At 57.5% G+C, this 25,728-nt stretch carries 22 protein-coding genes and 1 tRNA gene; 15 read left to right on the top strand and 8 right to left on the bottom strand.

Annotated features, from left to right (window positions below; translation table 11 throughout):
- Positions 1-43: 43 nt before the first annotated feature.
- Positions 44-460 carry a hypothetical protein gene (locus ACMNI9_RS02530; RefSeq protein ID WP_114566730.1) on the top strand — a complete coding sequence of 139 codons (417 nt, stop codon included), beginning with the start codon at positions 44-46 and terminating at the stop codon, positions 458-460.
- Between the two features lie 6 nt (positions 461-466).
- Here the strand turns inward: ACMNI9_RS02530 and ACMNI9_RS02525 are convergent, their stop codons facing one another.
- The gene (locus ACMNI9_RS02525; protein WP_216529306.1) at positions 467-742 is read right to left on the bottom strand and encodes a hypothetical protein; all 276 of its coding nucleotides are present in this window, start codon (positions 740-742) and stop codon (positions 467-469) included.
- Positions 743-771: 29 nt separating this feature from the next.
- On the opposite strand from ACMNI9_RS02525, the gene ACMNI9_RS02520 reads away from it, so the two are divergent.
- Entirely contained in the window at positions 772-2,202 is a 1,431-nt protein-coding gene (locus tag ACMNI9_RS02520) for a radical SAM protein (protein WP_216529305.1), read from the top strand.
- A gap of 99 nt (positions 2,203-2,301) precedes the next feature.
- Here the strand turns inward: ACMNI9_RS02520 and ACMNI9_RS02515 are convergent, their stop codons facing one another.
- The 5 genes from ACMNI9_RS02515 to ACMNI9_RS02495 all read right to left on the bottom strand — a co-directional run bounded on the left by ACMNI9_RS02515 (position 2,302) and on the right by ACMNI9_RS02495 (position 6,281).
- Positions 2,302-2,637: a hypothetical protein gene (locus ACMNI9_RS02515; protein WP_114566733.1), complete on the bottom strand. Its 336-nt coding sequence runs from the start codon at positions 2,635-2,637 to the stop codon at positions 2,302-2,304.
- Between the two features lie 196 nt (positions 2,638-2,833).
- Entirely contained in the window at positions 2,834-3,103 is a 270-nt protein-coding gene (locus ACMNI9_RS02510; protein WP_114566734.1) for a hypothetical protein, read from the bottom strand.
- A gap of 87 nt (positions 3,104-3,190) precedes the next feature.
- The gene (locus ACMNI9_RS02505) at positions 3,191-3,550 is read right to left on the bottom strand and encodes an oxidoreductase (protein WP_114566735.1); all 360 of its coding nucleotides are present in this window, start codon (positions 3,548-3,550) and stop codon (positions 3,191-3,193) included.
- A 20-nt stretch (positions 3,551-3,570) separates the two neighbouring features.
- Complete coding sequence (locus ACMNI9_RS02500; protein ID WP_216529304.1) at positions 3,571-5,883, bottom strand: molybdopterin-dependent oxidoreductase; 2,313 nt, start codon at positions 5,881-5,883, stop codon at positions 3,571-3,573.
- 161 nt (positions 5,884-6,044) lie between these two features.
- Positions 6,045-6,281 carry a hypothetical protein gene (locus ACMNI9_RS02495; RefSeq protein ID WP_418830726.1) on the bottom strand — a complete coding sequence of 79 codons (237 nt, stop codon included), beginning with the start codon at positions 6,279-6,281 and terminating at the stop codon, positions 6,045-6,047.
- Between the two features lie 389 nt (positions 6,282-6,670).
- Here ACMNI9_RS02495 and ACMNI9_RS02490 point away from each other — a divergent pair, with 389 nt between their 5' ends.
- Positions 6,671-7,294, top strand: coding sequence for a hypothetical protein (locus tag ACMNI9_RS02490; protein WP_216529303.1), 624 nt, complete (start codon positions 6,671-6,673; stop codon positions 7,292-7,294).
- 200 nt (positions 7,295-7,494) lie between these two features.
- Here ACMNI9_RS02490 and ACMNI9_RS02485 read toward each other — a convergent pair whose 3' ends face one another.
- Complete coding sequence (locus tag ACMNI9_RS02485) at positions 7,495-9,180, bottom strand: MFS transporter (protein ID WP_216529302.1); 1,686 nt, start codon at positions 9,178-9,180, stop codon at positions 7,495-7,497.
- A 785-nt stretch (positions 9,181-9,965) separates the two neighbouring features.
- On the opposite strand from ACMNI9_RS02485, the gene ACMNI9_RS02480 reads away from it, so the two are divergent.
- The 11 genes from ACMNI9_RS02480 (at position 9,966) to ACMNI9_RS02430 (ending at position 24,458) form a co-directional block, all read left to right on the top strand.
- Positions 9,966-11,561, top strand: coding sequence for a response regulator transcription factor (locus tag ACMNI9_RS02480; protein WP_225749637.1), 1,596 nt, complete (start codon positions 9,966-9,968; stop codon positions 11,559-11,561).
- A 326-nt stretch (positions 11,562-11,887) separates the two neighbouring features.
- Positions 11,888-13,075, top strand: coding sequence for an FhaA domain-containing protein (locus tag ACMNI9_RS02475; RefSeq protein ID WP_231088176.1), 1,188 nt, complete (start codon positions 11,888-11,890; stop codon positions 13,073-13,075).
- Between the two features lie 21 nt (positions 13,076-13,096).
- Positions 13,097-13,510 (top strand): FHA domain-containing protein, encoded by a 414-nt coding sequence (locus tag ACMNI9_RS02470; protein ID WP_123193062.1) that lies wholly within the window; start codon positions 13,097-13,099, stop codon positions 13,508-13,510.
- Positions 13,510-14,715 carry a Stp1/IreP family PP2C-type Ser/Thr phosphatase gene (locus ACMNI9_RS02465; RefSeq protein WP_216529300.1) on the top strand — a complete coding sequence of 402 codons (1,206 nt, stop codon included), beginning with the start codon at positions 13,510-13,512 and terminating at the stop codon, positions 14,713-14,715. The genes ACMNI9_RS02470 and ACMNI9_RS02465 overlap by 1 nt, the downstream gene beginning before the upstream one ends.
- On the top strand, positions 14,712-17,471 hold the full coding sequence (locus ACMNI9_RS02460) for an FtsW/RodA/SpoVE family cell cycle protein (RefSeq protein WP_216529299.1): 2,760 nt from the start codon (positions 14,712-14,714) through the stop codon (positions 17,469-17,471). The genes ACMNI9_RS02465 and ACMNI9_RS02460 overlap by 4 nt, the downstream gene beginning before the upstream one ends.
- 87 nt (positions 17,472-17,558) lie before the next feature.
- Complete coding sequence (pknB, locus tag ACMNI9_RS02455) at positions 17,559-19,550, top strand: Stk1 family PASTA domain-containing Ser/Thr kinase (RefSeq protein WP_114567968.1); 1,992 nt, start codon at positions 17,559-17,561, stop codon at positions 19,548-19,550.
- 145 nt (positions 19,551-19,695) lie between these two features.
- The gene (locus ACMNI9_RS02450; protein WP_418830723.1) at positions 19,696-21,273 is read left to right on the top strand and encodes a glycine betaine ABC transporter substrate-binding protein; all 1,578 of its coding nucleotides are present in this window, start codon (positions 19,696-19,698) and stop codon (positions 21,271-21,273) included.
- Positions 21,270-22,028, top strand: coding sequence for an ABC transporter ATP-binding protein (locus ACMNI9_RS02445; RefSeq protein WP_216529297.1), 759 nt, complete (start codon positions 21,270-21,272; stop codon positions 22,026-22,028). The genes ACMNI9_RS02450 and ACMNI9_RS02445 overlap by 4 nt, the downstream gene beginning before the upstream one ends.
- Positions 22,029-22,118: 90 nt before the next feature.
- Complete coding sequence (locus ACMNI9_RS02440; protein ID WP_216529296.1) at positions 22,119-22,757, top strand: TetR/AcrR family transcriptional regulator; 639 nt, start codon at positions 22,119-22,121, stop codon at positions 22,755-22,757.
- On the top strand, positions 22,754-23,668 hold the full coding sequence (locus ACMNI9_RS02435; RefSeq protein ID WP_216529295.1) for an ABC transporter ATP-binding protein: 915 nt from the start codon (positions 22,754-22,756) through the stop codon (positions 23,666-23,668). The genes ACMNI9_RS02440 and ACMNI9_RS02435 overlap by 4 nt, the downstream gene beginning before the upstream one ends.
- Positions 23,661-24,458 carry an ABC transporter permease subunit gene (locus ACMNI9_RS02430; RefSeq protein ID WP_418830720.1) on the top strand — a complete coding sequence of 266 codons (798 nt, stop codon included), beginning with the start codon at positions 23,661-23,663 and terminating at the stop codon, positions 24,456-24,458. Before ACMNI9_RS02435 ends, ACMNI9_RS02430 begins: the two co-directional genes overlap by 8 nt.
- Positions 24,459-24,519: 61 nt before the next feature.
- Here ACMNI9_RS02430 and ACMNI9_RS02425 read toward each other — a convergent pair whose 3' ends face one another.
- Positions 24,520-25,074 (bottom strand): protease inhibitor I42 family protein, encoded by a 555-nt coding sequence (locus ACMNI9_RS02425; protein ID WP_225749642.1) that lies wholly within the window; start codon positions 25,072-25,074, stop codon positions 24,520-24,522.
- A 265-nt stretch (positions 25,075-25,339) separates the two neighbouring features.
- Between ACMNI9_RS02425 and ACMNI9_RS02420 the strand changes: the two genes are divergently transcribed.
- Positions 25,340-25,416: transfer RNA gene (locus ACMNI9_RS02420), tRNA-Arg, on the top strand.
- Positions 25,417-25,728 lie beyond the last annotated feature (312 nt).

Below are 25,728 nucleotides of genomic sequence, written 5' to 3'. Positions count from 1 at the left end.
GAAACGAATAGGCTTATTTTCCTTTGTTTGCAGGGAGGAAATCATGGGGACCTACGAGCGCGAGCAGCAGCACATCAAACAGGGAATTGCCCAGCGAGGCCAAGCAGCACTCGACTATTTTGCGGAGCTGGATGCCGAGCTTTCTGAAGAGGCATCCTGCCTTACGCATCGCCCGGATTACAGCAAAACGCTCTTCGCACCTGAGCACGATGACATCTACCGGGAATTCTGTTCTTACCTCGACCTACCCAAGCCTCGCTTCTTCGACAAAGTTGAAAGCCCTCTCGTGATCGAAGGGCTCACGGCAGCCGATGTCTACTTTGCTATGAAGTCGAAGAATCCGCGAATTGTTTCGATAGACGGAGCGGCTGTATACAACATGCTCGTCAAGCTTCGTACGCAACCCGAAATCACCAAGCGGGTGCTGAGTTTCACTCCCACGTGCTACAAATGCGGATAGCAGGCTCTACGCAGGATCAGCCGTATTCAAACGAATAGCGCATTTTTGCAGCTCGTCAACCATGTGCATGTCTACCGCTCCATCGCACGCGAGCCCCTGATCAATCTGCGCGTCAATCAAAAAGCAGGCTCGAACGAAATCTTCGTTCTGCTGGCTAAGCATCCCCAAGCGACGCGCGACCTCGAATCCCTTTTCAAGATCGGTCGATTTCGCAACTCGCCAAAGATGCAGCGTCACCAAGCGCACCGACCCTTGAAAACGTCTTTCAACAGGAACTTCCACCGCGCGACCTCCTTGTATTGCCCTCAGCAATGATGCGTCTCGTCATACAAGTCGCCTATACCGACTATAATGGAGCAAGCAAAAAGTCCAACCCCGATCGAACAAATAACCCCAGACCAGCATGCAAAAACCGCATCTTCAACAACCCATTGTCGAACAGATACGAACGGAGCGCCCGCATGTCCGATGAAGCACTCGATGCAGCCCTCGCCGAATACGCCGACGTCGAAAAACGCTACGTGCAAACCCTTGAGAAAAAGGGGTTGATATTCGCTCCAAAATACGCTGACGCCGATCTTTGCGCCCAACTTCGCACACGCCTGATTGCACGAGGAGTTGCTTCGCGCAATAGCGGGGCAAGTCTCAGCGTGGGGCATCTTTCGTCGGCCTGCGTGGAATGCACCGGCAACCGCGGATCGGAAACGTTTTCCACTACGTTCAAGTGCCACCGAGATTGCTATTTTTGCTTCAACCACAACCAACCCGAATACGAAACGTTCTTTCGCGAAGGCTGTCCCTGGAAGGAAACCCTCGAACGATCGGCAAGCGAGAACCAAACTCTTGCTTGCGTGGGTCTAACCGGAGGCGAGCCTCTACTCGATCTGGAAAACGCGATCGACTTTTTACAACATGCAGAAAGAACGTGGCCAAACGCACACAAACGCATGTACACCTCAGGGGATCTGCTGACCGAAGAGAGCGCTGCGAGATTGTGCGCGGCCGGATTGGATGAAATCCGATTCAGCGTAAAGGACGACGATACTCCCGATCAGCAAAAGCAAGTTATTGCAGCTATGCGCGTCGCCAAGCGCCACATTCCCTCGGTCATGGTGGAAATGCCGGTGATTCCCGGTTCCGAGCAACATATGCACAAGTTGTTCCGCGCATTCCAAGAGGTCGGCATCGATGGCATCAACCTTTTGGAATTCTGCTTCCCCTTCTGCAACTGGGACGAATTCAGCAAGCGAGGATTCATGCTGAAGAACCCTCCATTCGAGGTCATGTACGACTACGATTATTCGGGCGGCTTGGCCGTCGCCGGTAGTGAAGCACTTGCCCTTTCGCTTATGGAGTGGGCACTTGACGAGGGAATATCGTTTGGAATGCACTACTGCTCCCTTGAAAACAAGCACCGCAGCGAGCTTCGACAAAAAAACGAACGAGCTGCCAACGCTCATCCGTGCGTAGTATTCGACAACGACGATTTCTTTTTGAAAACGGCAAAAGTGTTTGGAAAGGATGTGCCTCCGGTACGCGCAGCGCTTCAAGAAGCAGGCTGCACCGACTTCATGGAAGACCCGGCCGAACAATCCCTTGCATTCCCTCCGCGCTTTCTCGATACAGCGCGCAGCATCATGGCAAATAACGGGAAGTCCGTCCGCATCATGACATGTTACTTGGTGTGCGAGAGCAATGACTCGGAAAGCTACCTGATTGACGTGGCTTTGCGCGAAGCATAGTGCCACAAAGCTTGCACGGCATCCAAGCGAACTTCAAAGAAACGCCCCGGACGTCCGGGGCGTTTCTTATTCACGCATGCGCGGTCAGGCGTACAGAAACTACGCAACCTTCCAAGGAGCGCCCGCCGGATTCAATTTGCGACGAAGAGAAAGTTCTTCAGCAAAAAGAATGCAGTAGCGCATACCCTTAAGTGTCACGTACAAGCACGCGATCTCATGCTTGCCACCATGGTTGAACACGTCGTACGTCAGGTACTTACGATCAAGCATATCCTGGTATATAGGATTGCCTTTAAGCTTGCTCAAAAGCATGTTCGTAGACTCGCGCCCCAGTTCGTCCTGCTTCAGGCAGATGTTGTACAGGATGTTCTCCTGCTCCTCCGTCAGTCGACCCAGTTCTTCGACTTCTCGCTTGATCTCGTCTTCAGTTGCCATAAGAGCCTTGCCTCCTTGCGCGGTCCGGTGTTCGCTTTTTCGGCGCTTCCCATAGTTTTCAATACGATGCCCGTAAAGCTCTTTCCCCCTGAAAAGCGCTACGGACAACGTAGTGCTCCCCATTTCAAGAAAGGACTCGCCCCGAGAAACAAGCGAGCCCTTTCTCTTCACTTCAGCAAAAGCACATCGCTTAAGCTTATTCCGCCGGCTTGATGTCCTTGAAGCTGCCGCCAAGACCAAGTTCGCCAGCACCTTCGTTACCAGTAGCCTTCGTGGAGGTGTAACCGCCCCAAGCGCGGGCAATGTACTTGCCCTTCACGAAGAAGATCTGCGCCTTCATCAGCTCGGCCTTGGTAATGCCGCACTCAGCCATAGCTTCATCTTGGCTCTTGCCCTCAGCCAGCAGAGCGTTCAGCTTCTCTGCGCCCTCGGGTGCGTCAAGTGCCAAAAATTCGTCACGAGTCATTTCGCCCTCCTTGTCAGTCTTCAACACGATACCGTGGTCACCGGCTACGCAACCGATGGCCACGGTAATCCTACCTAGAGCGCAAGCTTAGAGCTGGAACAGCACCATCGGGCGGTCGAACTCAGCCATCTTGGCCTGCATCTCCTCAAGCGTACCGTAGTACATGGAAGCAGACTCTTCTACCTGCACAGCCATCGGGCGCTGGCCGGCCTTATCGCCGCCCGTTCCCCAATGCTCGGAGAAGATGGACGTCGGGCACGGGATGTAGAACCATTCCCAAGCGTCGCCGTCATTGCCCTCGCCCTTCTTGAACGGACCAACTTCGACTTCCTTGATGCCGAACTGATCGAGAGGAAGGCCGAGCTCTTCCTTGCAGGCAATCTCAGCGGCATGATTGCCAGAGAAATAGGTGTAATCAACGAGCAAAGCGTATTTCTGATCTGCCATTGGTGTCACTTCCTTTCTTGTTAGTCCTGGTCAAGGCTACGGACGCGACGAACGTTGCACATGACGCCCTTGTAAGGAGCACCGAAGCCAAGCTTACCAACATTGAAGTGCGGAACCAGACTGTTGAAGTTGGACTTCCAAACGCCGAACAGGTTGGGCTCTTCGCCATCCTGCTCGGGGAACCACCAGCCATGAGCGCAGTTCAGGATACCGGGCTTGATGACCGGAGTAACCTCGGCCTTGAAGCGAGCCTCGCCGAACATGTTGTAAACCTCGCACCAGTCGCCATCGGTGATGCCGTATTCCTCGGCGGTCTGCGGGTTGAGCTGCACCCACGGCCACGGATCGATCTGACGCAAAGACGGCACGTGACGATGCTCGGAGTGGAACGAGCTGTAACGACGAGAGCCAGACGTAGAAATCAGCGGATACTGACCGGCAAACTCAGGCTTGCTGATCGGGCTGTAGTTCGGCTCTTCGTAGTACGGCAGCGGGTCCTCGCCCCAGGATTCGTACAGAATCGAGTAGGCTTCGATCTGGCCGGTAATGGTGTTGAAGCCGGGCTCGCCGTCGAAGCGGAGCAGACCCTTCTCGTACTTCTCGTACTCGAAGCCATGAGCGCCGGGCTGATACAGGCCAAGCTCCTGGAAGGTCTTCCAGTCGAAGCCAAGCTCCTTCAGCTGATCGCTGTAGAAGTCCTCGACAGCCGTTGCCAGAGCATCGAGGTCGAGGGACTTGCCGTCAGCAGGCTTGTACCACGGCCACCAGCTCGGGTTGAGGCGCTGACCAAACATGAGGCAGATCTCGACGTCGGACTTGCACTCGCCAACCTGCAGAGCCTTGTTCATGGGGCCCATGAACACGGTGTTGCGGCCATAGTGCGTCAGAACGATGCCGTTGTGCTCGGCCCACGTTGCCATCGGCAAGAAGTAGTCGCCCACGGCCATAGCCGTCGGGGTCATGGTGAGGTCCTGAACGACCACGAACTCGAGCTTTTGCAGAGCCTTATGCCAACGCTTCGGCTGAGCGGAGCAGGTCGGAGTCAGGAAATTGGAGCTGTTGAACCAACCCATCTTCAGAGCATAGGGCTCGTCGGATTCCATGGTGTTCAGCGTCTCGTCGGGCTGCGTGGTAGCCATGCCGGTGGACAGACCCGGCCATGCAGCAGCACCGATGCGCTTCTCCCACACAGAGTCTTCCATAGCGCCACGCTGCTCCATACGCCACTTGCCAAGCAGAGCAGACGGAGGACCAAGCGTCAGGCCACCGGGGCGGTCGATCGAGCCAGCCAGAGCGGCAAGAATGATGAACGCCTGGGACAGCTGCACGCCGTTCTTGTTCTGATCGAACGCCAGACCCCATGCCCAACCGACAGGACGCTCGGTACCGATAATGTGCGCAACGCGCTTGATATCCTCGGCGGGAACCGTGGTGATCTCGGCAACCTTGTCGACGGGGTACTCAGCAGCACGCTCTTTGATCTCGTCCAAGCCGTAGATCCACTTCTCAGCGAACTCGTGATCGTACTCGTCGTTCTCGAACATGAGGTTCATGATGGCCAAAGCAAGAGCGGTGTCCGTCTGAGGACGAACCTGCAGGTTGATGTTGCCGTCATGAGCGCCCACCCACGTGATACGGGGGTCGATGGAGATAATCTTGGTGCCAAGCTTCATGAGGTCGACCAGGCAGTGGCCGAAGAAGCCGTCGCCGTTGGACGGAAGAGGTTCTTTACCCCAAACAACAATGTACTTCGGCACTTCGTAACGCGGATCCTGGTAGCTGCCAGGCAGATGGCCGGCATAGTCGAGCTCGGGATAGCCAGCACCCAAAACGTAGTCGGAAATGGAGCAGCGCGGACCGTAGCAGGACCAACCGGACTGCGTGTAGCAGCAGTTGGGCGACTGCAGAACGGAGAAGGTCAGCGCATAGTAGAAGATGCAGGCCTCGCGACCAGTACCGCCGAAGCACACGATCGACTCGGGACCATACGTCTCCTGGAAATAACGAACCTTCTCGCAAATGGTATCCAGAGCCTCGTCCCACGTGGTCTGAACCCACTTGTCCTTGCCGCGATCGGCATAATCGCGCTTCATCGGGTGGATGATACGCGACGGAGCGTACGTGTACTCGCGAAGAGCAAGGTTCATTGCGTTCACGCGACCGGTGGTGATGGGGTTGTCGTCATCGCCCTCGATGCGGATCAGCTCGCCGTCCTTGGTAACAACCTTGACGCCGTACCCTACGGGATGGCTTCCCGGAGGCGACCACGTATTGCTACGGGTTACAACCGTCCCATCCTCCATTACGGTTTGCCACTGTTTACCGTATGCCATGTTTTCCTTCTTTCTGAGCTCGTCACTCGCATACTGAAGAAACTTTTTCCGCCTTGCGGCGAGAAAACCAAAACATAAGCTACTCGGCGATCACCCCCTCCCCGGGCTTTCAAATCTGAAGGATGCCCATCCCCAACGGGCATCGCCAAGTACTGTTCGCCTTAAGCGGTGGGAGGCTTGGGGGCACCGGGAGCCTTGGGGGCACCAGGGGCTGCAGGGGCTGCAGGGGCGCCTGCACCGGGAAGCGGCTTTTCGCCATTGATGTACGGCGTGAAATCGCACTTGCAGAACGGGCACTTTTTCAAAGTAACGCCCGCCATCATCTGGATGGTCTTACCGCACTCGGGGCACTTGTTCATCCCGTCGCCGCCGGACGCATCTGCTGGTCTAAAACACATAAGGGAAGCCTCCGTTCCTCATTTGATCGGCAACCGCAGCAACGTGCCGTCGCCGACCACTCCAACGTATGTCATGCACGATGCAAAACGGGGATTTCGCCACCGTGCCAATGACTTGCCAATACCGGCTTCGGCCATTGCAAGCACCAACGTATCCGGTGATTTCAGAATAGGTAGTTCCGCAAATTGCATATCGAATCACAAGGACAATTTTGGTGTGAATACCATCGGTCCGAGAGGTTGATTTTCGTTTGAGACAAGTACGATATGACTCTGTTTCACCTGATAATAAGCCATTTTTTACATTTCTTGCTTTTGGTGGTCGACGCGCGAACGGGCTTAGGTACGCTATAATCGCGGCAGACCCAAACACCCCTGAGGAGGCCCTGGTGAAAAAGAACAATCGAGTCTATCTGCCCGCGGACGCACTGGCCCGTCACGAGGATTTCGACGTCTGGTACGAAGACGGGGACACGTTTCTCAGCTTCAAGGGAGATTGGTCCAGCGAACGCGACAAAGTGACCATATTTGGACGAATGGGCGGCGAGATGGGGCGTATCAAGCCGGACGCGCAAACGCTTACGTACTATTTGCAACTTGAGCGATGGGAGTATGCGTTCCATACCTTGCGAGTGTTCAAGGACTATTACATAGAGGGCCTGCGCTGGCTGGTCAAAGGAAGCCTATCCAACCCCCCTTTCCACTTCACCAACGAAGACACCTCGAAGCAGGAAGGCCACGTCCGCCTAGTCGACTTCAAAAACCGTGGGGCATGCTACGAAATCAAAACGAGCGACGTCGCCAAGCTGCGCATAGCGACGGCAGCCATCGTGGCCATGGGCATCAAGGAAGAATACAAAGGAAAGAGCGAAAGCTTGAAAGACCCCAATGCGTCGAAAGCCCAGAAGCTCAAGCGATGGATGTTTGAAGGGCGAGGCCTTACCTACGAACAGCTACAAGAGCTCGAGAAGGCCCCTGAGGAAGCTAAGAGCCTCGCTGAAGACGCCAAGTAGGCACACAAGACCACCAACGCCAAGCAAACCGGGAGAGACCCGGACAGCTGTCCGGAAGCACTGATCAAGCCGAGCAAAAAAGAAGCCCTCGCTCCTTCATCGAAGGGCGAGGGCTTCTTGCGTAACAAAACACGTTGCGAAGCCACACGTCGGACGGCTAAGCCGTCAAGGGGAGACGGTCGCGTCGCGAAAGATCCATGCTACTTCTTCTTGTTCTTAGCCAGCTGAGCGCCACCGAACACGAAGAAGTACAGGAAGGGAAGAAGCAGGCCGACAGCCATGAGAGGCAGTGCGTACGGCTGCTTGGACCATCCGGGAACCACCAGGGGGCAAACGATGCACAGCACAGCCAAAATAGCAACGATTACCAGCATAACGCCGAAGCGCATCATACCGTCGCTCTCGGAGTTGCCAAGCTTGTCTTCCTCTTCCGCCAACGCATCCATAGACTTGCCAGCTGTTTCCTTAACGAACAAAACCGTGCAGATGAAGCCCAGGGCAAACGGGACAATAAGCACGAGAACCACCGTCGACCAGTTTGTATTGCCGGCAGCAGTCTGGAACATGGCCATACCGGCAATACCGCCGAGAACGATGGAGGACGCCGAACCGCCGAAGCGGGCGAATGCCTGGCACCAAGAAGTACCAGTATTGCGGATGGCGGTGGGATAGCTCTCGGGCATCAACGGCTGAACAGCGGTGATGGCATAGTTGAGCGCAAAACCGAACAGCAGCATAAGCGCGATGCACAAACCCATATTGTTCGGAGCAACGAAGATGGAGCACAAAATGATAGCGACGATGCAGAACAGCCACGACCCAGCGAGGTTGCGCTTACGGCCAACCTTGTCAGAAACGAAACCAACGGCGATGTTCGAAGCAATAGCCGCCACGTTGTTCCACGTCTGAAGGGCAACGCTGTCGGCCTGCGAATAGCCAAGACCCACGAACCAAGTGGGAATCCAGGCGTTCATGCCGTACACGCAGAACTGGCCGACGAAGTAAGCAGACCAGATAGCGCAGGTTGCCACGATGAACTTGCTCGAGAACAGAACCGAAGGGCCAGTCTTGGCAGGCTTCGGAGGAACGATCAGCAAAGCGGGATCGTAAGTGTGAGAAGAGTGACGCGTTGCCTGCTCGATCTGGGTCAGGCGCTCGCATGCCTTCTCCTTGTTACCCGAGTTAGCGTACCAGTGCGGAGTCTCGTGCATGGTAAAGATGAGAATGATGCCGTAGATCAGAGGGATGCCGCCGATCAGGTAGCAGATACGCCAGTTGGCGTACATGGTAGCCGTACCGCCATCAGCCAGAGCATAGGTCACCTGGTTGGTGAATTCGCCCAAAAGCGGCGTAGCTGCGTTGCAGATAGGATTGGCAATCAAACCAGCCAAAACCCAGCCGACGACCATGAAGGCCATACCGAACGTAACAAAGATACCGCGTTGCTTGGACGGCATGCTCTCGGAGAACACCGTGGTCACAACGGGAATGCAGGAACCAACGCCAAATCCGGCGATCAGGCGGAACGCGGCGAAGAACGCCAGATCATTCGCAAATGCCTGAGGCAAGGTGAACAGCCCGTAAAACATAACGGCGGCAATCAACGTCTTCTTGCGACCAATCTTATCGGACATAATACCGCCGACAGCGCCGCCGATAACCATGCCGAGCAAGCCCCACGTGGTTAGAGACCCCATAAGTGCTCCGGGAGCCGCATCTTCCGGCCAGAATGTATGAGCAACGAACAGGTTGGTCGAATTGACGATCATGAAGTCATAACCATCGAAGATCATAGCAAAGGCGAGCAGCACGAACACGACCCACGTGTGCAAACTGATGCCGATGGAGTCTATGACTTCTGAGATGGTAAATTCTTTTTTATCCATCAAAACCCCCTCTGAAGGAAAGTAAACACTGTTGCAATTCGGCCATATCGGCCAAATTGCAAAAATTAAGTTCACCCTCTACGCGATAGCAAGACGGCAGCAGCGCATTGATGGGAAACTACAGACGCTTCAGTATTCGCAAATTATTGAGGCTTCCGCAGTTTTGAGTTCCGCCCCGTATCGGCCCTCGAATCACCCATAAGAATACGCAGCAGCCGGAAGAAACGACCGCGCACGTCCCCCTTTCCACGATTCTCCTTCGGATAGCCAAGCTGAAAGAGCGCAGCCTGGCCAACCCCCTATCAATCCTTGTCAAAAGAAACCGACGCCGCAAATACTAGGCATCGAAGGATGCAGAGCATCGAATCATGGGGGCAATTTTCAAATGGACCCTATCGTTCCGAGAGGTTGATTTTTATCATTCTTCAATCTCACCACCCCATATAACCCCAGATGGCGCTTGTAGACCTAATATTCTGCATTTGAACGACGATCTGTTTTCGTTTATATTGAACCCACCGATGATTGAGCCGCGAAACATCTGAGGGCGTGACCCATTTCCCCTATCCAACGCATCGGGAAACACCGCATGCGCCTACGCGCAAATGGAGAAGGAAACGGGCCGATTCAAAAACAACTCTGGGGGATACGGGGAGAGTCTCATGGCTTTGTCTTTTCCGCGCGTCAGCATTACGGTTAACGACGACCGAGGCCTAGGTACTCAAGGCGAGCTAAGCGGCTTATCGCTAGGATTAGGCATCCACCAAGCATGGGTGTATTCCGCCATGTTTGGGACTACTACGATTTTTCAAACAGGGGGAGGCACCGCCCAAAACGGCGACTCCATCCCCTCGGTTACGTTTGTGTTCCTGATATCCATCATCGTGTTTGCCGCAACGCTTTTCACCGCTGCGGCAACGGACCAAAAATTCCTTCGCACATACACGCGAAAGCAGACCATGATCGTTGCAGCGGCGCTTACCTTTATCGGAACGCTCTCCGTGTTCGCAGCTTTCGCTCCCGGAATAATCGGCATAGCGGCAACAGCGTTCGCTGGAGTTGCAACCGGGATCGGATCCGCGTTCATGCTCATCTTTTGGGGTGTCGCCTACTCGCGCGACAGCTCGGCGTCTATCGTCGTGAACACGGCGGTGTCCACCGTTATCGCCGTTGCCATATACTCTCTCGTCCTGCACATCGTTCCCGCACCGTACTCCGGAGCGCTTACCGCCTGCCTGCCTTTATTGGAGCTCCCGCTGCTCTGGCAACTTACACCCGAAAGCTATGCCATCCGGCATGCCGTTCCAATATTCAACCCACTACCCGTCAAGAAGGTTCCGTTTTCCCTGCGCCTCAGTTTTCCTGTACTCCTGTTTGGATTCGCGCTGGGCGCCTTGCGATCCGTTTCCACGCAAATCATCTTGCCATCATCCGATCTCACAACGCAGTTGTTAGCGCTATTCGCCGGAGGGGCGGCTACGATTCTGCTTCTTATAACCGTATTCTCGATTGATAAAAGAAGTCATTGGGATTTCCTTTTCAGGCCCATCGTTCCCTTCATTGCCGTCACTCTGTTCTTTTTACCATCGCTCGCTCTGGATAACAGCATGGTGCCCCCGCTTGTCCTGCTGACAGGCTACATGTGCTTCGAATCGCTCATGTGGGTGTTTTTCGGAGAGTTGGCTCAGGAGTTTCGCTTGTCCCCTATTTTCGTGTTCGGAGTCGGACGCGGATGCCTAGCTTTGGGATCTCTTGTAGGATCTCTTCTAGTCGCAGACCCTCACCTCCTAGACGCGCTCACGCCGTTTGGAGAAAACAGCGGCGCCGTCGTCGTCATGTTCACCATGGTGCTAGCGTACGCGTTGCTCCCGCGCGTACGCGATATCAAGCATGCCATTGGCCCCACGAACGCCTCTTTCAGCAAAGCCATCGCATCCATGAATCTTCAGAACGAACAAGCGCACATCGAAAACCAGAGCGAGAAAACAAGCAACAAGGCCGCTGAAACCAGCCCAATCCTCGACAGCGCAAAGAGCAAATCAGAGAACCCCCCTTCCATCGCTTCTGGAGATCCCCGGAGAAAAGCCGGATCGCAAAAAGCGGCAGCCGACGTATTGCCGCTTGACGAAGGGTCTCGCAAAAGCGGCTGGTTCCGCGGTCAGTGCGAGGAGATAGCCAATCGCTACCTGCTCTCTCGACGCGAAACGGAAGTCATGTTCATGCTGGCAAAAGGATACAACGCTGCCTATATCCAGGATCAGCTGTACATCTCCAAGAGCACGGCGAAAACGCACATCTCGCATATCTACCGAAAGCTGAACATCCACAACCAGCAGGAGCTGCTCGCCATGATCGGGGAAGGCCGGGAGCCGCGCGAGTAGGCGTTACTTCGCGCATTATCGCTAGAGGGCGCACGTCGAACTGCAACCCCAGCCGCCGTCCAGGCCGTCCCGCCGCGCCGCCCAAGCCGACGATTCTGCCGCCCTCCCGCATCGGGAATATAATGACGATTGCGTAAAACATAAGGCGGGCTTCCTGCGTTTATGGCAAGATGGAGCATTGCATAGTCGTATACAAAAACGCACGACAGCCAAGGTCGCTCAAACGCGAACCTCAACCATGCGAACGGTCGCGCACCGCACCGTACCGCACGAAATGCCGCGCGCGACCGCAGCGAAGAAGCAGCCGCGCATGCGATAAAGGAGACATGATGGGCTTTCTTTCGAGATTCGAAGGCAAGATGGAAGACACGTTCGAGGGCGCAGCCGACCGCATGGCGAACTCCCCCATCTCGCCGGTCCAGATTGCGAAAAAGGCCGAAAAGCAGATGAGGCGCGAAAAGATGGTAGGCGCCGGCAAGCAGTTCGCGCCAACCCTCTACACGGTGCTGGTCAACCCCGACGACGATCGTCGCCTGTTCGGATACTACCCCACTTTGGCAGGAGAAACGGAAACGTACTTGGCAGCCAAAGCGGCGGAGCAGGGGCTGGTCATGGACGGGCAGCCGCTTGTGCGCTTCATCGTGGACGACGGCCTCAAGCACGGCAAGTTCGACATCATCGCCGAGGCGGTGGCCGCGCCCATCATCGCGCAGCTGCGTCAAGAAGAGATGCAGCGCTACGGGCTTGCCGGAGCGCCGATGGGCTACGCTGCGCCGCAAGGCGGCTACGGTGCGCCCGGCTATCAGGGCGGCTATCAGCAGCCGTACGCGCAAGCTCCGGCGCCGGCCCCTGCGTACGCAGGATACGAAAACCCCAACGCGCCCATGGGCGGCTTCGACGCGCCCGGCCAGTACGACGCGTACAACCAGGGAGGTCAGCTTCCCTACGTTCCCGAAGACGAGATCGACCGATCCATCGATTACGGCGAGTACACCTTCGACAGCCGCGACTTCGACGAGTCCCGCGACGCTCCCGCCGCAAGCCGCGCGCCGCGCGTGGTCGATCCCTTCGACGTGGCGAACGCCAGCATGGGCGGCGCCGTGGGAGCTGCCGCAGGTGCCGGCATGGCCGCAGCAGCAGCCGCAGCGCCGCACGGCGCCGTAGCCGCCGACACCGTCGTGTTCGCCGGCGGGCAGCAGGCAGCCAGCCCCGTCCCCGCGCGGGCCGCCGTGCGCGCGCGCTTGATCGACGAGGCCAACAACCGCGCGTACGACCTAGCATCCTCGCGCCTGCTCATCGGACGCGAATCGAAAAATGACATCTCCGTCCACGACATCAACGCCTCGCGCACGCACGCCGAGCTGCGCCTCGACCAGCAGGGCGTATGGGTGCTCACCGATCTGGGATCCACGAACGGAACCTTCGTCAACGGGCGCGAAATCGCCTCCCACCCGCTATCCGAAGGAGACCGCATCACCATCGGCATGACGAACTTCGTGTTCACCCAAGCCTGAACGCAACGGAAAGGTTAACCCGTGATCGACGTCGTACTGCTCATCATCCGTCTGCTGTTCGTCGCACTGCTGTATTTGTTCCTGTTCGCCATCATGAAGACGGGCATCGGAGTTGTACGCGGACAACGCAAAAAAGAACGCACGTGGAATCTCTCGGTTGAACGAGGGCCGAAAGAGCTGCGCGGCGTATCCATCGTCGTGCGCGGCCCGGTCATCGTGGGCCGCAGCCCTGGAGCCGATATCGTAGTAGGCGCCGGATACGTTTCCGGACGCCACGCACGGTTCAGCCTGATGGGGCAGAACCTGTTCGTTGAGGATCTGGGGTCCACGAACGGCACAGCCGTGAACGGGCAGCTCATAGCCGAGCCTGCCGCTCTTAAGAACAACGACGTGGTCAACGTGGGCGACGTCGCCATTCGCGTAAGGTTTGCCTAATGGCTGAAAAACGCTCGTATCGATCCACTCCGCGCACCCGTCGCGGCGCAGTCACGCCCTTCGGCAGCCGAACCGACATCGGCTGCTTGCGCGACCATAACGAAGACAGCCTGATCGTGGCACCGCCGCTGTTCGCCGTTGCCGACGGCATGGGCGGGCACGCCGCAGGCGAGATAGCCTCGGAAATTGCCGTGAACGTGCTGGCGGAACGCGCGCCGGAGCATCCGGACGGCGAAGCGCTCGCGCAGGCCGTCGTAGACGCGAACCGCGAGGTCATTCGCGCGTCGCACGACGGGCGAGGACGCGAGGGCATGGGAACCACCATGACGGCGGCTATGCTGGAAGGCGAGCGATTGGTCATCGCCCAGGTGGGCGACTCGCGCGCCTACCTGCTGCATCAAGGAAAGCTGCAGCAGCTCACGCGCGACCACAGCCTGATGGCCGACATGATAGAAGCGGGCCAGCTTACGCCCGAAGAAGCACGCTGCCACCCGCAGCGCTCCGTTATCACGCGCGCGCTGGGCAGCGACCCGAACCTGCACCCCGACATCTACGAGATCAACGTGGAAACCGGAGACCGACTGCTCGTGTGCTCCGACGGCCTGTCCGGCATGGTCCGCGACGAAGCCATAGAGCGCACGCTCTGTCGCGTGCAAGACCCCCAGCGATGCGCGTCGCAACTGGTCAACGAGGCCATAGCCGCCGGAGGCCACGACAACGTGACCGTTATCGTGGCAGACGTTACCGGCTTTGCGGAAGCACGGCGCAGGAAGATGGCGTTCAAGACGAAGCTTTCCATTGCCGTGATCCTCGTGCTGTTCGCAGCCATCATCGCAGGTACGGCCTGGGGAACCAGCACGTACCTGAACACGACCGCCTACCTGATGAACGACAATGGCAAGGTTGCCATCTATCGTGGCATTCCCGGCAGCGTGCTGGGATTCTCGTTCTCGCAACACGAACGAACCACTGACGTTCCCGTAAGCGACCTGCAACCGGGAACGGCGAACCGGCTCGACGCCGGCATACGCGTGGACTCCGTCGAGGCGGCGGAAGAACTGGTCAAGGAATACGAGGCCGAAGCCGCCGAGCGCAAGAACGCCGAAGAAGGCAAAAAGGAATCGCCTGCCGAAGGAGCCAACGCAGACGGCGCGCATGACGCGAATCCCCCGGCTCCCGCCAACTCGCAAGGCGGTACCGCATGACCAGGCGCAACCTAGAACTGATACTCCTATGCGTGGCAGCACCGCTTGTGGTGCTGCTGTTCGCCATGATCGCGATCAACCAGGGGCTTGCGCTCGACATGACCACGCTGGGCGTCCCTGCTGGCATTTTCGTCGCCTTCGTGATCGCGCACATCGCCGTGCGCAAATTCGCGCCCGGCGCCGACCCAGCACTTCTGCCCATTTCGTTCGCGCTTTCGGGCATCGGCATTGCGTTCGTCACGCGACTGGCGCCCGATCTTGCCGTCAACCAGGTTGTATGGCTGTTCGTGGGCGTAGCGGCCATGGTGCTGGTGCTGGCGTTTATCCGCAACCTCGACAAGGTTGTGAACTACAAATACACCCTGATGATCTTCGGCTTCCTGCTGCTTCTTTCGCCGCTGATCCCTGGCTTGGGGCAAGAAATCTACGGCAGCCGAATCTGGCTTCATATCGGCGGCTTCTCATTCCAGCCCGGCGAGATCGCCAAAATCGTCATCGTGTTGTTCTTGGCCGGATACCTGGCTCAAAACCGCGAGATGCTCAGCGTGTTCACCTGGCGCCTGGGCCCGTTCAACCTGCCCGACGTGCGCACGCTGCTGCCGCTTTTGCTCATGTGGGGCGTGTCGCTTCTGGTGGTCGTATTCGAGAAGGACCTGGGCAGCGCGCTCGTATTCTTCTTCCTGTTTCTGGTCATGTTGTACGTGGCCACGGGAAAGAAGTTCTACCTGTTCATAGGCTTGGGGCTGATCGCCATCGGCGGCGTTGGCGCCTATCTGGCATTCGGGCACGTGCAGGTGCGTGTGAACACGTGGCTCGACCCCTTCTCCGATGCGCAGAACACGGGTTACCAGCTGGTGCAATCCATCTACTCCATCGCTGACGGCGGATTGTTCGGAACAGGCTTGGGACGCGGCCTTGCCGACCAGATCCCCGTGGTGGAAAGCGACTTCATCTTCGCCGCCATCGCCGAGGAGATCGGCTTGCTGGGTGCGGCGGGCGTATTGTTGCTGTTCCTGTGCTTCGCAGTGCGCGGCTTTGTCACGGCAGCGCGCGCGAAGAGCGACGTCAGCTCGTTCGTGGCCGTGGGCCTTACCACCATGATCGTGCTGCAGGCATTCATCATCGTGGGCGGCGTGACAAGGCTCATTCCGCTTACGGGCCTCACGCTGCCCTTCATCAGCCAGGGCGGATCGTCACTGCTGGCAAGCTTCATCGCCGTAGGCTTCCTGCTGCGCTGCGGCGACGAAGGAACCGGCGTCGGCGCGGAAGTTGTCAGCGCCACGGGAACGCTCCACGCGAACAGCGTGCTGGGGCGCGTATCGCTAGGCAAGCGGCTGACGCACACCATGCTGCTGTGCTCGGCCTTGTTCGCGCTGCTGGTAGCCAACCTCACGCTTATCATGGTGGTGCAGGCAGACTATTACCAGAACATGCCGGGCAACAACCACACGCTGGCCAAGGAATCGCGAAGCGAGCGCGGCACCATTTCAACCTACGACGGCATCATCCTGGCGCAAAGCGCCATCAACCCCGACGGCACGTACAGCCGCTCGTACCCTGCGGGCGATTTAGCCAGCCACGTGGTGGGCTATTCGTCTTCGAGGTTCGGCAATTCCGGTATTGAAGCTGCGTACAACGACGCCCTCAAGGGCCAGCAGAACTTTGCCTCGTGGACCGACGTGCTGAATTCGCTGGCGGGCGTGGGGTCCGCGGGCAACGACGTCACGCTCACGCTGAACTCCAAGATTCAGCAAGCAGCCCAAGACGTTCTGGCGGGACGCAAGGGCGCCGTTGTGGTCATGGACCCGGAAACCGGGGCCGTACTGGCCATGGCCTCCGCCCCCACGTACAACGCCGCCGACGTGGAAACGCTTCTGGAAGCAGCCGGGTCGGGACAAGCAAGCGGCGACAGCTCCCTTGTCAACCGCGCTGCGCACGCGCTGTACGCACCGGGATCCACGTTCAAGATCGTAACGCTTGCCACTGCGCTGGAAGACGATGTCGCCAGCGAGGAAACCGTGTACTCCGCGCCGGGCACCATGACGGTGGAGGGAACCACGGGCACCATATCGAACTTCAACCACAACGACTACGGCAACATCACGTTGGCACGAGCCATGGAGCTGTCCTCGAACACGGCGTTCGGCCAGCTGGGCCTGCAAATCGGCGGAGAGCGCCTTGTAGCCGGCGCCGAGAAGTTCGGCTTCGGCAAAGACATCGACTTCGCCATCGGCCTTAAAACGTCCCTGATGCCTACGCCCGAAGAGCTGAACAACAACAAGTGGAACCTGGCCTGGGCCGCTGCCGGTGAGCCCATGGACTTTGCCGGCCCGAACGCCACCGTGCTCGAAATGGCGATGGTGGGTTCGGCCATCGCGAACGACGGGGGCATCATGCAGCCGTACCTAGTCGACGGCATCTACAACGCCAACGGCGAGCGCAGCTTCACCGCCAACCCTTCCAAGCTCATGCAGGCGGTCAGCAAGGAAACCGCCAACCGCGTGAAAGACGTGCTGATCGGCGTCGTGAACAACGGAACGGGCACCGCCGCCGCTATCAACGGCGTGCAGGTGGCGGGCAAAACGGGCACGGCGGAGAAGGCCAACAGCAACGACAGCTGGTTCGTCGGCATGGCGCCCGCCGATAATCCGCGCGTCGTGGTGTCCATCATCATCGAGGACGGCGAAGAGGGCATCGCAACCGAAAAAGCGCAGAATGTGTTGAAAACCGCTCTAGAAGTTCAGGGGCTTTTGTAGATAAGATATGCTGGTGCGCTGTATCATGACTTTGACATGGCGCATACCCAGCATGTGACCTAAAGGAGCTAAAACGTGACCGGAAACATGATTGGCAGGGTGTTCAACAACCGCTACCAAATAACCGAGCGCATCGGCATCGGCGGCATGGCCGAAGTGTACCGCGCGCAGGACAACGTGCTCGGCCGCTTGGTTGCCGTCAAGGTGATGCTCCCGCAGTACGCCGCGGATCCCAGCTTCACCCAACGATTCAAGCAAGAAGCCGCCGCTGCCGCCAACCTGCAAAGCCCCTACATCGTGAACGTGTACGACTGGGGCCACGACGAAGGCACCTACTATATCGTCATGGAATTCGTGCGCGGATCCGACTTGAAGACCGCTATCAACGAGCGCGGCGCCATCAACCAGCGCAAAGTGGCGGAAATCGGATCGCAGGTATGCCAAGCGCTTTCGGTTGCGCACGGGCTTGACATCATCCATCGCGACATCAAGCCGCAAAACATCATGGTCCAGCCCGACGGCAACGTGAAGGTGATGGACTTCGGCATCGCGCGTGCGAAGAACTCCGTGAAAACGCAGACGTCCAGCGTGCTGGGCACGGCTCACTACATCTCCCCCGAGCAGGCGCAAGGCAAAGACCTGACCGCCACCAGCGACATCTACTCCCTGGGCATCGTGCTGTACGAGTCGGCCACCGGGCGCTTGCCCTTCGACGGCCCCGACGCTGTAAGCGTGGCCATGAAGCAGGTCAACGATCTGCCCGCGCCGCCGCACGAGATCAACCCCGACATCGACCCGGCGCTCGAAGCCATCATCATGAAGGCTATGGCCAAGAACCCGGCCGACCGCTTCGCCACGTCCAAGGACATGCGCCTGGCGCTGAACGACTACCTGGCCGGACGTCCCGTCAATCTGGGCGAGGGCTTCACCAGCGCGCAGACGTCGGTCATGGGCGGCGTGGTGCCCCCTATCGGACCGGCTGCAGTTGACGGAACGGCCGTCATGCCTGCCATGGGCGGCGTCGGCGGCGTGAACCCGGCTGCACCGGTTTCGCCCGCGCGTTCTTATCGTTCGGACGATGGCAACGGCAAGAAGAGCAACAAGAAGACCATCGCCATCGTGATCGGCATCATCGCCGCACTTGCCATAGTGGGCGGCGTAGCATTTGCGCTCATGTCCGGCGGCGGCAGCAACGACAAGGACGCCATCCCGCTTCCCGACGTAGTGGGGCAGAGCGCCGACCAGGCAACGGCAACGTTGACGCAAGCCGGATTCACCAACATCGTCACGGAAGAGTCCTTCAACGAAAAGGTGGAAGCCGGTAAGGTGGTCAGCCAAGATCCGCGCGGCGGCACCAAGCAGAAAAAGGACACCAAGATCACTCTGGGCATATCCAAGGGAACCCAGGAAATCACCGTGCCCGACTTGACCGGAAAGACCGCTGATCAGGCGAAAAAGGAACTGACGGCAAACGGCCTGAAATACTCTGCCGGAACTGCCGAGTACTCCGACAAGGTCGAGAAGGACCACATTGTGCGCCAGGACGTTGCTCCGGGAACGCAGGTTGCAAAGGGAACCACCATCACCTACTACCTGTCTTTGGGCTCTGAAGGTATCGAGGTTCCCAATGTGGTGGGCATGATGCGCGGCGACGCGGTGGCCACGCTCAACAACTTGGGTCTGCTGGTCGACACGAACAACTACACGTATCAGGCCAGCGACAAGCCCGAGGGAACCGTGCTTGCCCAAACCCCGGCCGCTGGCTCTAAGCTGCAGGAAAACGGCATGGTCGCGCTCACCCTGAGCAAGGGTCCCGACAAGAAGTCGTACTCGGTGGCAATCAATTCCAACGGCGGCGGCTCCGTTACGTCGGACGTCACGTCGGTCGAAGAGGGCGGACAGGTAACCATCAAAATCACGCCTGACGCAGGATACGAAGTCGCATCGGTGCGCGGCATCGACGACGTGCCGGCATCGGGCGGAACCTTCACGCTCACCAACGTGAAGGGCAACGTCAACGTCACGGTCACGTTCCAGAAGGCAACCAGCCCAGCGCCTTCCGGAAATGCGACAAGCTAACAGGGCGCGCAGAGAAACAGACGGGCAACGCACGTCGGACTTACGCGAGCTCCGTCAGTAAAGCAGCTAGAATAGGCAACGAGAGGTCCAGGCCCTCGTTGCCTTTCTTTTTCTGCAATTCTCGTTTGAAAGCGAGGTCGACCGCTTGATCGAATCGACGCTTTCCCTGCTCGTGGAAAAAAGATCTTGGTTCTTCGAGCTTTTGATCCAGCATATCGGAATATCCTGCGTGGCCGTGTTCCTTGCAGTTATCATCGGCCTTTCAATCGGCATGGCCATCGCACAATGGAGACGCGGCGCGAAACCCGTTCTTGCGCTGGTGAACTTCATCTACACCATTCCATCCATTGCCTTGTTTGGCTTTTTGATCCCCGTTACCGGAATCGGAAACACAACCGCCATCGCAGCCCTGAGCATCTACGCGCTCCTCCCCATGGTGCGCAACACCTACACCGGCCTCACCAGCATCGACCCTGCCATAACGGAAACCGCACGCGGCATGGGGTCAACCAACGGACAACTGCTCTACCGCATCGAACTGCCTTTGGCCGCGCCCGTCATCGTAAGCGGCATTCGAACCACAACAACCATGACCATCGCTTTGGCCGGTATCGCCAGCTTCATAGGAGCCGGAGGGCTTGGAGTTGCCATTTACCGCGGCATCACCACGAACAACCTGGAAATGACCGTAGCGGGCAGCGCGCTCATCGCCTTGCTGGCCATCACGGTAGACCTGCTGCTGGGACTGATCGAGAAGCGCGCGCGACGGCATTTGGAACCACGCAACGCACAACGCAGTGGCTGGCGGCTGGGAATATGCCTGACCGTTGCCGCGTTGATAGCCGCGTGCGGCATCGTTGCCATGGAACAGGGCCCGAGTCCCTTCGGACCAATGACGAACGAGGGTAAAAGCGGCGTTATCCGCATAGCCACAAAGCCCATGACCGAACAGTACATTCTCGGAGAGATGCTGAACACGCTGATAGAGCACGACACCGACCTTTCCGTTGAGCTTACGCAGGGCATAGGCGGAGGCACCTCCAACATTCAACCCGGCATGGAAAAGGGTGATTTCGATCTGTACCCCGAATACACCGGCACCGGATGGAACGCCGTGCTCAAGCATGACAGCACGTACGACGAATCCATGTTCGACACGATGCAGCAGGAATACCAAGACCGCCTGAACCTCACCTGGGTAGGCCTGTACGGTTTCAACAACACCTTCGGGCTTGCGGTAAGCAAGCAAGTCGCCCAACAATACAACCTGCACACGTATTCCGACCTTGCACGCGCAGCGGAAAGCCTTGCACTGGGCGCTGAACCCGACTTCTTCGACCGGCAAGATGGCTACCCCGGCCTGCAAAAAGCTTACGGGATGAACTTCGGAAGCACGCGCGATATGGACATCAGCTTAAAGTACCGTGCGCTGTTCGAAGGGCGCGTAGATGCTATCGCCATCTCCACAACCGACGGTCAAGCAGCCGACGACCGGCTTGTCGTGCTGCAAGACGACAAGGGGTTCTATCCCACGTATCTATGCGGGAGCGTCGTGCGCGTAGATACGCTAGACGCCCATCCCGAACTGAAAGCCGTGCTCGAAAAGATGCGGGGCCTTATTTCGGACGTCGACATGGCGCGCATGAACAACCAAGTGGAAACCCAAGGTCGTGAGCCGAAAGACGTTGCTGATGCGTTCCTTGCTCAGAAAGGACTCCTATGATCGCAATTGAATTCAACGACGTTTCAAAGCAGTTCGGCAGCACGCGAGCCGTCGACCAGGTAAGCCTCTCCATCGAACAGGGAAGCTTCGTCACCATCATAGGCAGCTCTGGATGCGGCAAGACCACGCTGCTCAAAATGGTCAATGCCCTGGCCATGCCGGACGAGGGGAGCATTTTGATCCACGGCAAGTCCACCGCCGACCTCAATCCCATCGAACTCCGACGAAACATAGGCTACGCGATCCAAGGAAGCGTTCTGTTTCCCCATTTGACTGTCGAGCAGAATATCGCATACGTTCCGCGCTTGCTGAATCGGGGGGATCGTCGAAGAACCGAAGCCGCGGTGGACAAATGGATGAGCATCATTGGACTTTCACCTCAAATCAAAGACCGCTATCCTTCTGAATTGTCCGGTGGCCAGGCCCAGCGCGTGGGCATGGCGCGCGCATTGGCCGCAAGTCCCGACATTCTTCTTGCAGACGAACCTTTCAGCGCCGTCGACGCCATCACGCGAACCGCCCTGCAAGACGAGGTTAAACAGATTCACGACCAAACGGGCATCACGATACTGTTCGTCACGCACGATATAGACGAAGCCCTTGCGCTAGGAGATCGCGTGCTCGTCATGGAGCGCGGGCAGGCCGTTCAATGTGCCTCCCCGTGCGAAATTCTACGCAGCCCCGCCACGGACTTTGTAAAGCGCCTTGTCACCCGCAAGCAGCGCGTATTCTCCTGCTCGGAAACCCTTCCGTAAGATTTCCCCTCAAGGGGCTTCAAAAAAATAGTCAATGCCGTAGCATGGACCGTATGAGGTTGACCGCCCGGTCAAGCAAGAGGAGACGCCATGGTCAACAAGCACGGCAATTTGGAGAAGTTCGAACGACTGCCCGCAGAACGGCAGGAAGCCATCGTGAACGCCGCCGTTGAAGCATTCGGGCGAAACGACTACAAAAACGCCTCCACCGAAAGCATCGCGCGCAAAGCGGGCATCTCCAAAGGCCTGCTGTTCTTCTACTTCAAAAACAAAAAAGAGCTTTACCTTTACCTGATGGAATACTTGATGGAAAAAGTATCGCACCTGGTAGTCGATGATGAATTCTACGCCATTGACGACTTCTTCGACCTGTTCATCTACGCAGGGCAACGAAAATGCGCAGTCCTCTCCAAGTTCCCCTACGCGCTCGAATTCTCCATCCACGCTTTCTACCCCGAGCACAAAGACGTCAAGGACACCATGGAGAACTGGACGCAAAACCAAATCGACCTCATGTTCGCTGCGTATTTCAAAAACGTGAATTTCGACAAGTTTCGCGATGATGTAGACCCGCGCTACGTTGTCAACCTGCTGATATGGCTTGCCGACGGCTACCTACACCAGCAACAAGCCCTGAAAAAGCGGCTTGACATGGACGACATGATGACCGAGATGCATCGTTGGTGCGACATGCTGCGCACCTGGTCTTACAAAAAGGAGTACGTATGACAGGCAGTCAGGCGATTATCGAGCTGCAGGCGCTCACGAAAGACTACGGGGAGGGACGCGGCGCCTTCGATGTAACGTTCTCGGTCGAACGAGGCGAGGTGTTCGGGTTCCTGGGTCCCAACGGCGCAGGGAAAACCGTTACCATGCGCAATCTCATGGGCTTTATCAAGCCCGACAGTGGCACGGCGACCATTGCGGGGCTGCGCTGCTTTCAAGATCGAGCCAAAATCCAAAACCGGCTTGGCTATCTGCCAGGAGAAATCGCATGCATGGACGATATGACCGGCAGCGCGTTTCTCAACTTCATGGCGCGTATGAAGCACGTGGATTCAATGATGCGCATGCACGAACTGATCGACTATTTCGAGCTTGATCCTACGCGCAAGATTCGCAAAATGTCGAAAGGAACCAAACAAAAAGTGGGGCTGGTATGCGCGTTCATGGCGAAACCCGACATCGTGCTGCTTGACGAGCCCACCAGCGGCCTTGACCCTCTCATGCAAAACCGGTTTATCGACCTGGTGCTTGACGAGAAAAGCCGCGGCACCACCGTCTTTTTGTCGTCGCACCTGTTTGAAGAAGTTGAGCGCACGTGTGATCGGGTCGCCTTCATCCGCGGCGGAAGAATTGTTGCAGTCGAGCGCATGGGCGACGTGCAAAAGAACCGCAAGCGCATGTTCGCAATCACCTTCGCCCAACCGGAGGCCCGCGCGCGCTACCTAACAGCCCACCCCGAGGCGCGCGCGATCGGCGGTTCTACAGCAGAGATCGCCGTCACCGGAAACATGGACCTGTTCGTGAAAGATCTGGCCGCCTACCCCGTGCAGGATCTGTCTGCGCGGGAGCAAACGCTCGAAGAGCTGTTCCTGCACCTGTACGGCGCTCAGTTGAAGGGAGGCGTCCATGAATAGCACGCTGCTGGCGAAGGAGCTGAAGTCGAACGCGTTCGTGGCGATTATCATCTTCGCGGTTTTAGGGATGTACATAGCCTGTATCGTCATGATGTTCGATCCCAGCTTAGGCGAAAGCCTGAACATGATGATGGACAGCATGCCGGAGCTGTTCGCCGCCTTCGGCATGGGAACGCAAGCGACCACGCTGCTCGACTTCATGCTGAACTACCTGTACGGGTTCCTGCTGACCGTGTTCCCGTTCGTCCTGATCCTCATTATGGCAAACAAGCTTATGGTGCGTTACCTGGACCGCGGCACCATGAGCTACCTGCTGGCCACCCCCAACAGTCGTGTGCGCGTCGCGCTTACGCTTGCAGGGGCCATGATGATTGTTCTGGCCCTGCTCATGGTGCTCACGACAGCTGCAGAAATTGCCTGCGCGGAGCTTATGTTCCCGGGAGACCTGGACATTCCAGGGCTGTTCCGCGCGAACGTCGGGCTGTTCTGCCTGTGGACGTTCTTGGCGGGCATGTGCTTCTTCTCAGCCTGCGCCTTCTCGAACGCAGGAGCGGCGCTGTGGGTTGGCGGCGGAGCGGGCATTGCGTTCTTCTTGATGCAAATGGTGGCGAAGGTAGGCGACAAGCTGGCCTTTCTGGACAAGGTCAACCCGCTTGCGATGTTCGACAGCTACGGCTTGGCGACAAGCGATGCTTCCGCTTACGCAGGGTCGGCAATCCTGCTTGCCCTCGGCATCGCCCTGTTCGCCCTTGCGATTGGCGTATTCAACCGCCGAGACTTGAGCATCTAGCGTAACAAGGCCGAGGGAGCGAGCGCCGCGCGCACCTCCCCCAGCCTTACGACCAACTGAATTACTGCTGCACGCTCACAGCAGAAAACGCGCCACTCTCTACCGTCGCCTTTACAACGATGGTTGTATTCACATCGGCGGAATCGGTCGCGTTCGCCAGCTTGAACGTTATGGTCGACTCGCCGTTGTTCTGCTGGTCAGCCATAAACCCGAACACGTGCATGCCCGCAGAGCCTATCACGTCGTTCGCGTTTTGGTCGTAGTACGTAGAAGACGGCAGATCCGCATCCGTGTCCTTCAGCACCGAATCGCCGCTCACGTCGGACGTCCACTGATACTGAGCGTCGGCGCTCGAATCCAAAAGCACCAGCATGTCGCCGTTGGAATACGCAACCCATCCGTTCGACACCTTCAAAACCGTTCCTTCGGCCAAGCTGCTGCCGTCGCCCATTTGATTTGCAGCGTTGTCGCTTGCCGCCGAGTTGTTCGCGGGAGCAGCGTTGTCCGAATTCGTTGCGGCATTGGTATCGTTTGAGCAGCCGGCCATTGCAATCAACGACGCCAAAAGCAGCGCCACCGCACTTCCTACCATCGAAAATTTTGCAATTTTAGTCATGAAATCCTCTCTTTCTTTGCATGTACTTCGAAAACCGCACGTTCTTTCGTCTGCGCAAACAGGGATGCGCTCTAACCCATCCTAGGAGCATGTTTCCTGCTCTGAACTGGCCTTGCTCGTACGTTTGGCATCCGTAACCGCACCAATTTCATTCCGAAACCCATCCCCTCGCAACAAGTCGTTATCCAAAACTTTCAACTTTTCTTAAAAAAGTCGTTGACAGAAGATGGGAGTACGGGCATAATATCTTTCGCTGCTTCGACGTGCGCCGTTACCTCAGCTGGATAGAGGGACTGACTACGAATCAGTACGTCGGGGGTTCGAATCCCTCACGGCGCACCATTTAGCATTCAAAACCGTCCAACTGGGCGGTTTTTTTGCGTCTCTTGCAAAACAGAGGAGCTGCCCTTCCCCGAAACAGTGACGAACCTTGCCGGTGCATCGCATTCCGGTGCGCCAGCAACAGGGTTCGCAGCGTCGCTTTCAAGAACCCGCATGCAAGCAGCCCGGCGGCTCGTTTCAAATGCGGCTACGACCACCCGGAGCAACCTTGTAACCTACACAAACAAAAAACACGCCCGGATGCTCGGCCAATGAGGTATGATACGTACCAGTTGCGTTGACAATGCGCTTCGATGGCAGCATGCTCATACG

Origin of the sequence: Paraeggerthella sp. (assembly GCF_048427265.1) — a bacterium.
Taxonomy (GTDB): Bacteria; Actinomycetota; Coriobacteriia; order Coriobacteriales; family Eggerthellaceae; genus Paraeggerthella; species Paraeggerthella hominis.
The sequence above is the reverse complement of the archived record's forward strand: the minus strand, read 5'-3'. Positions and strand labels throughout refer to the sequence as shown.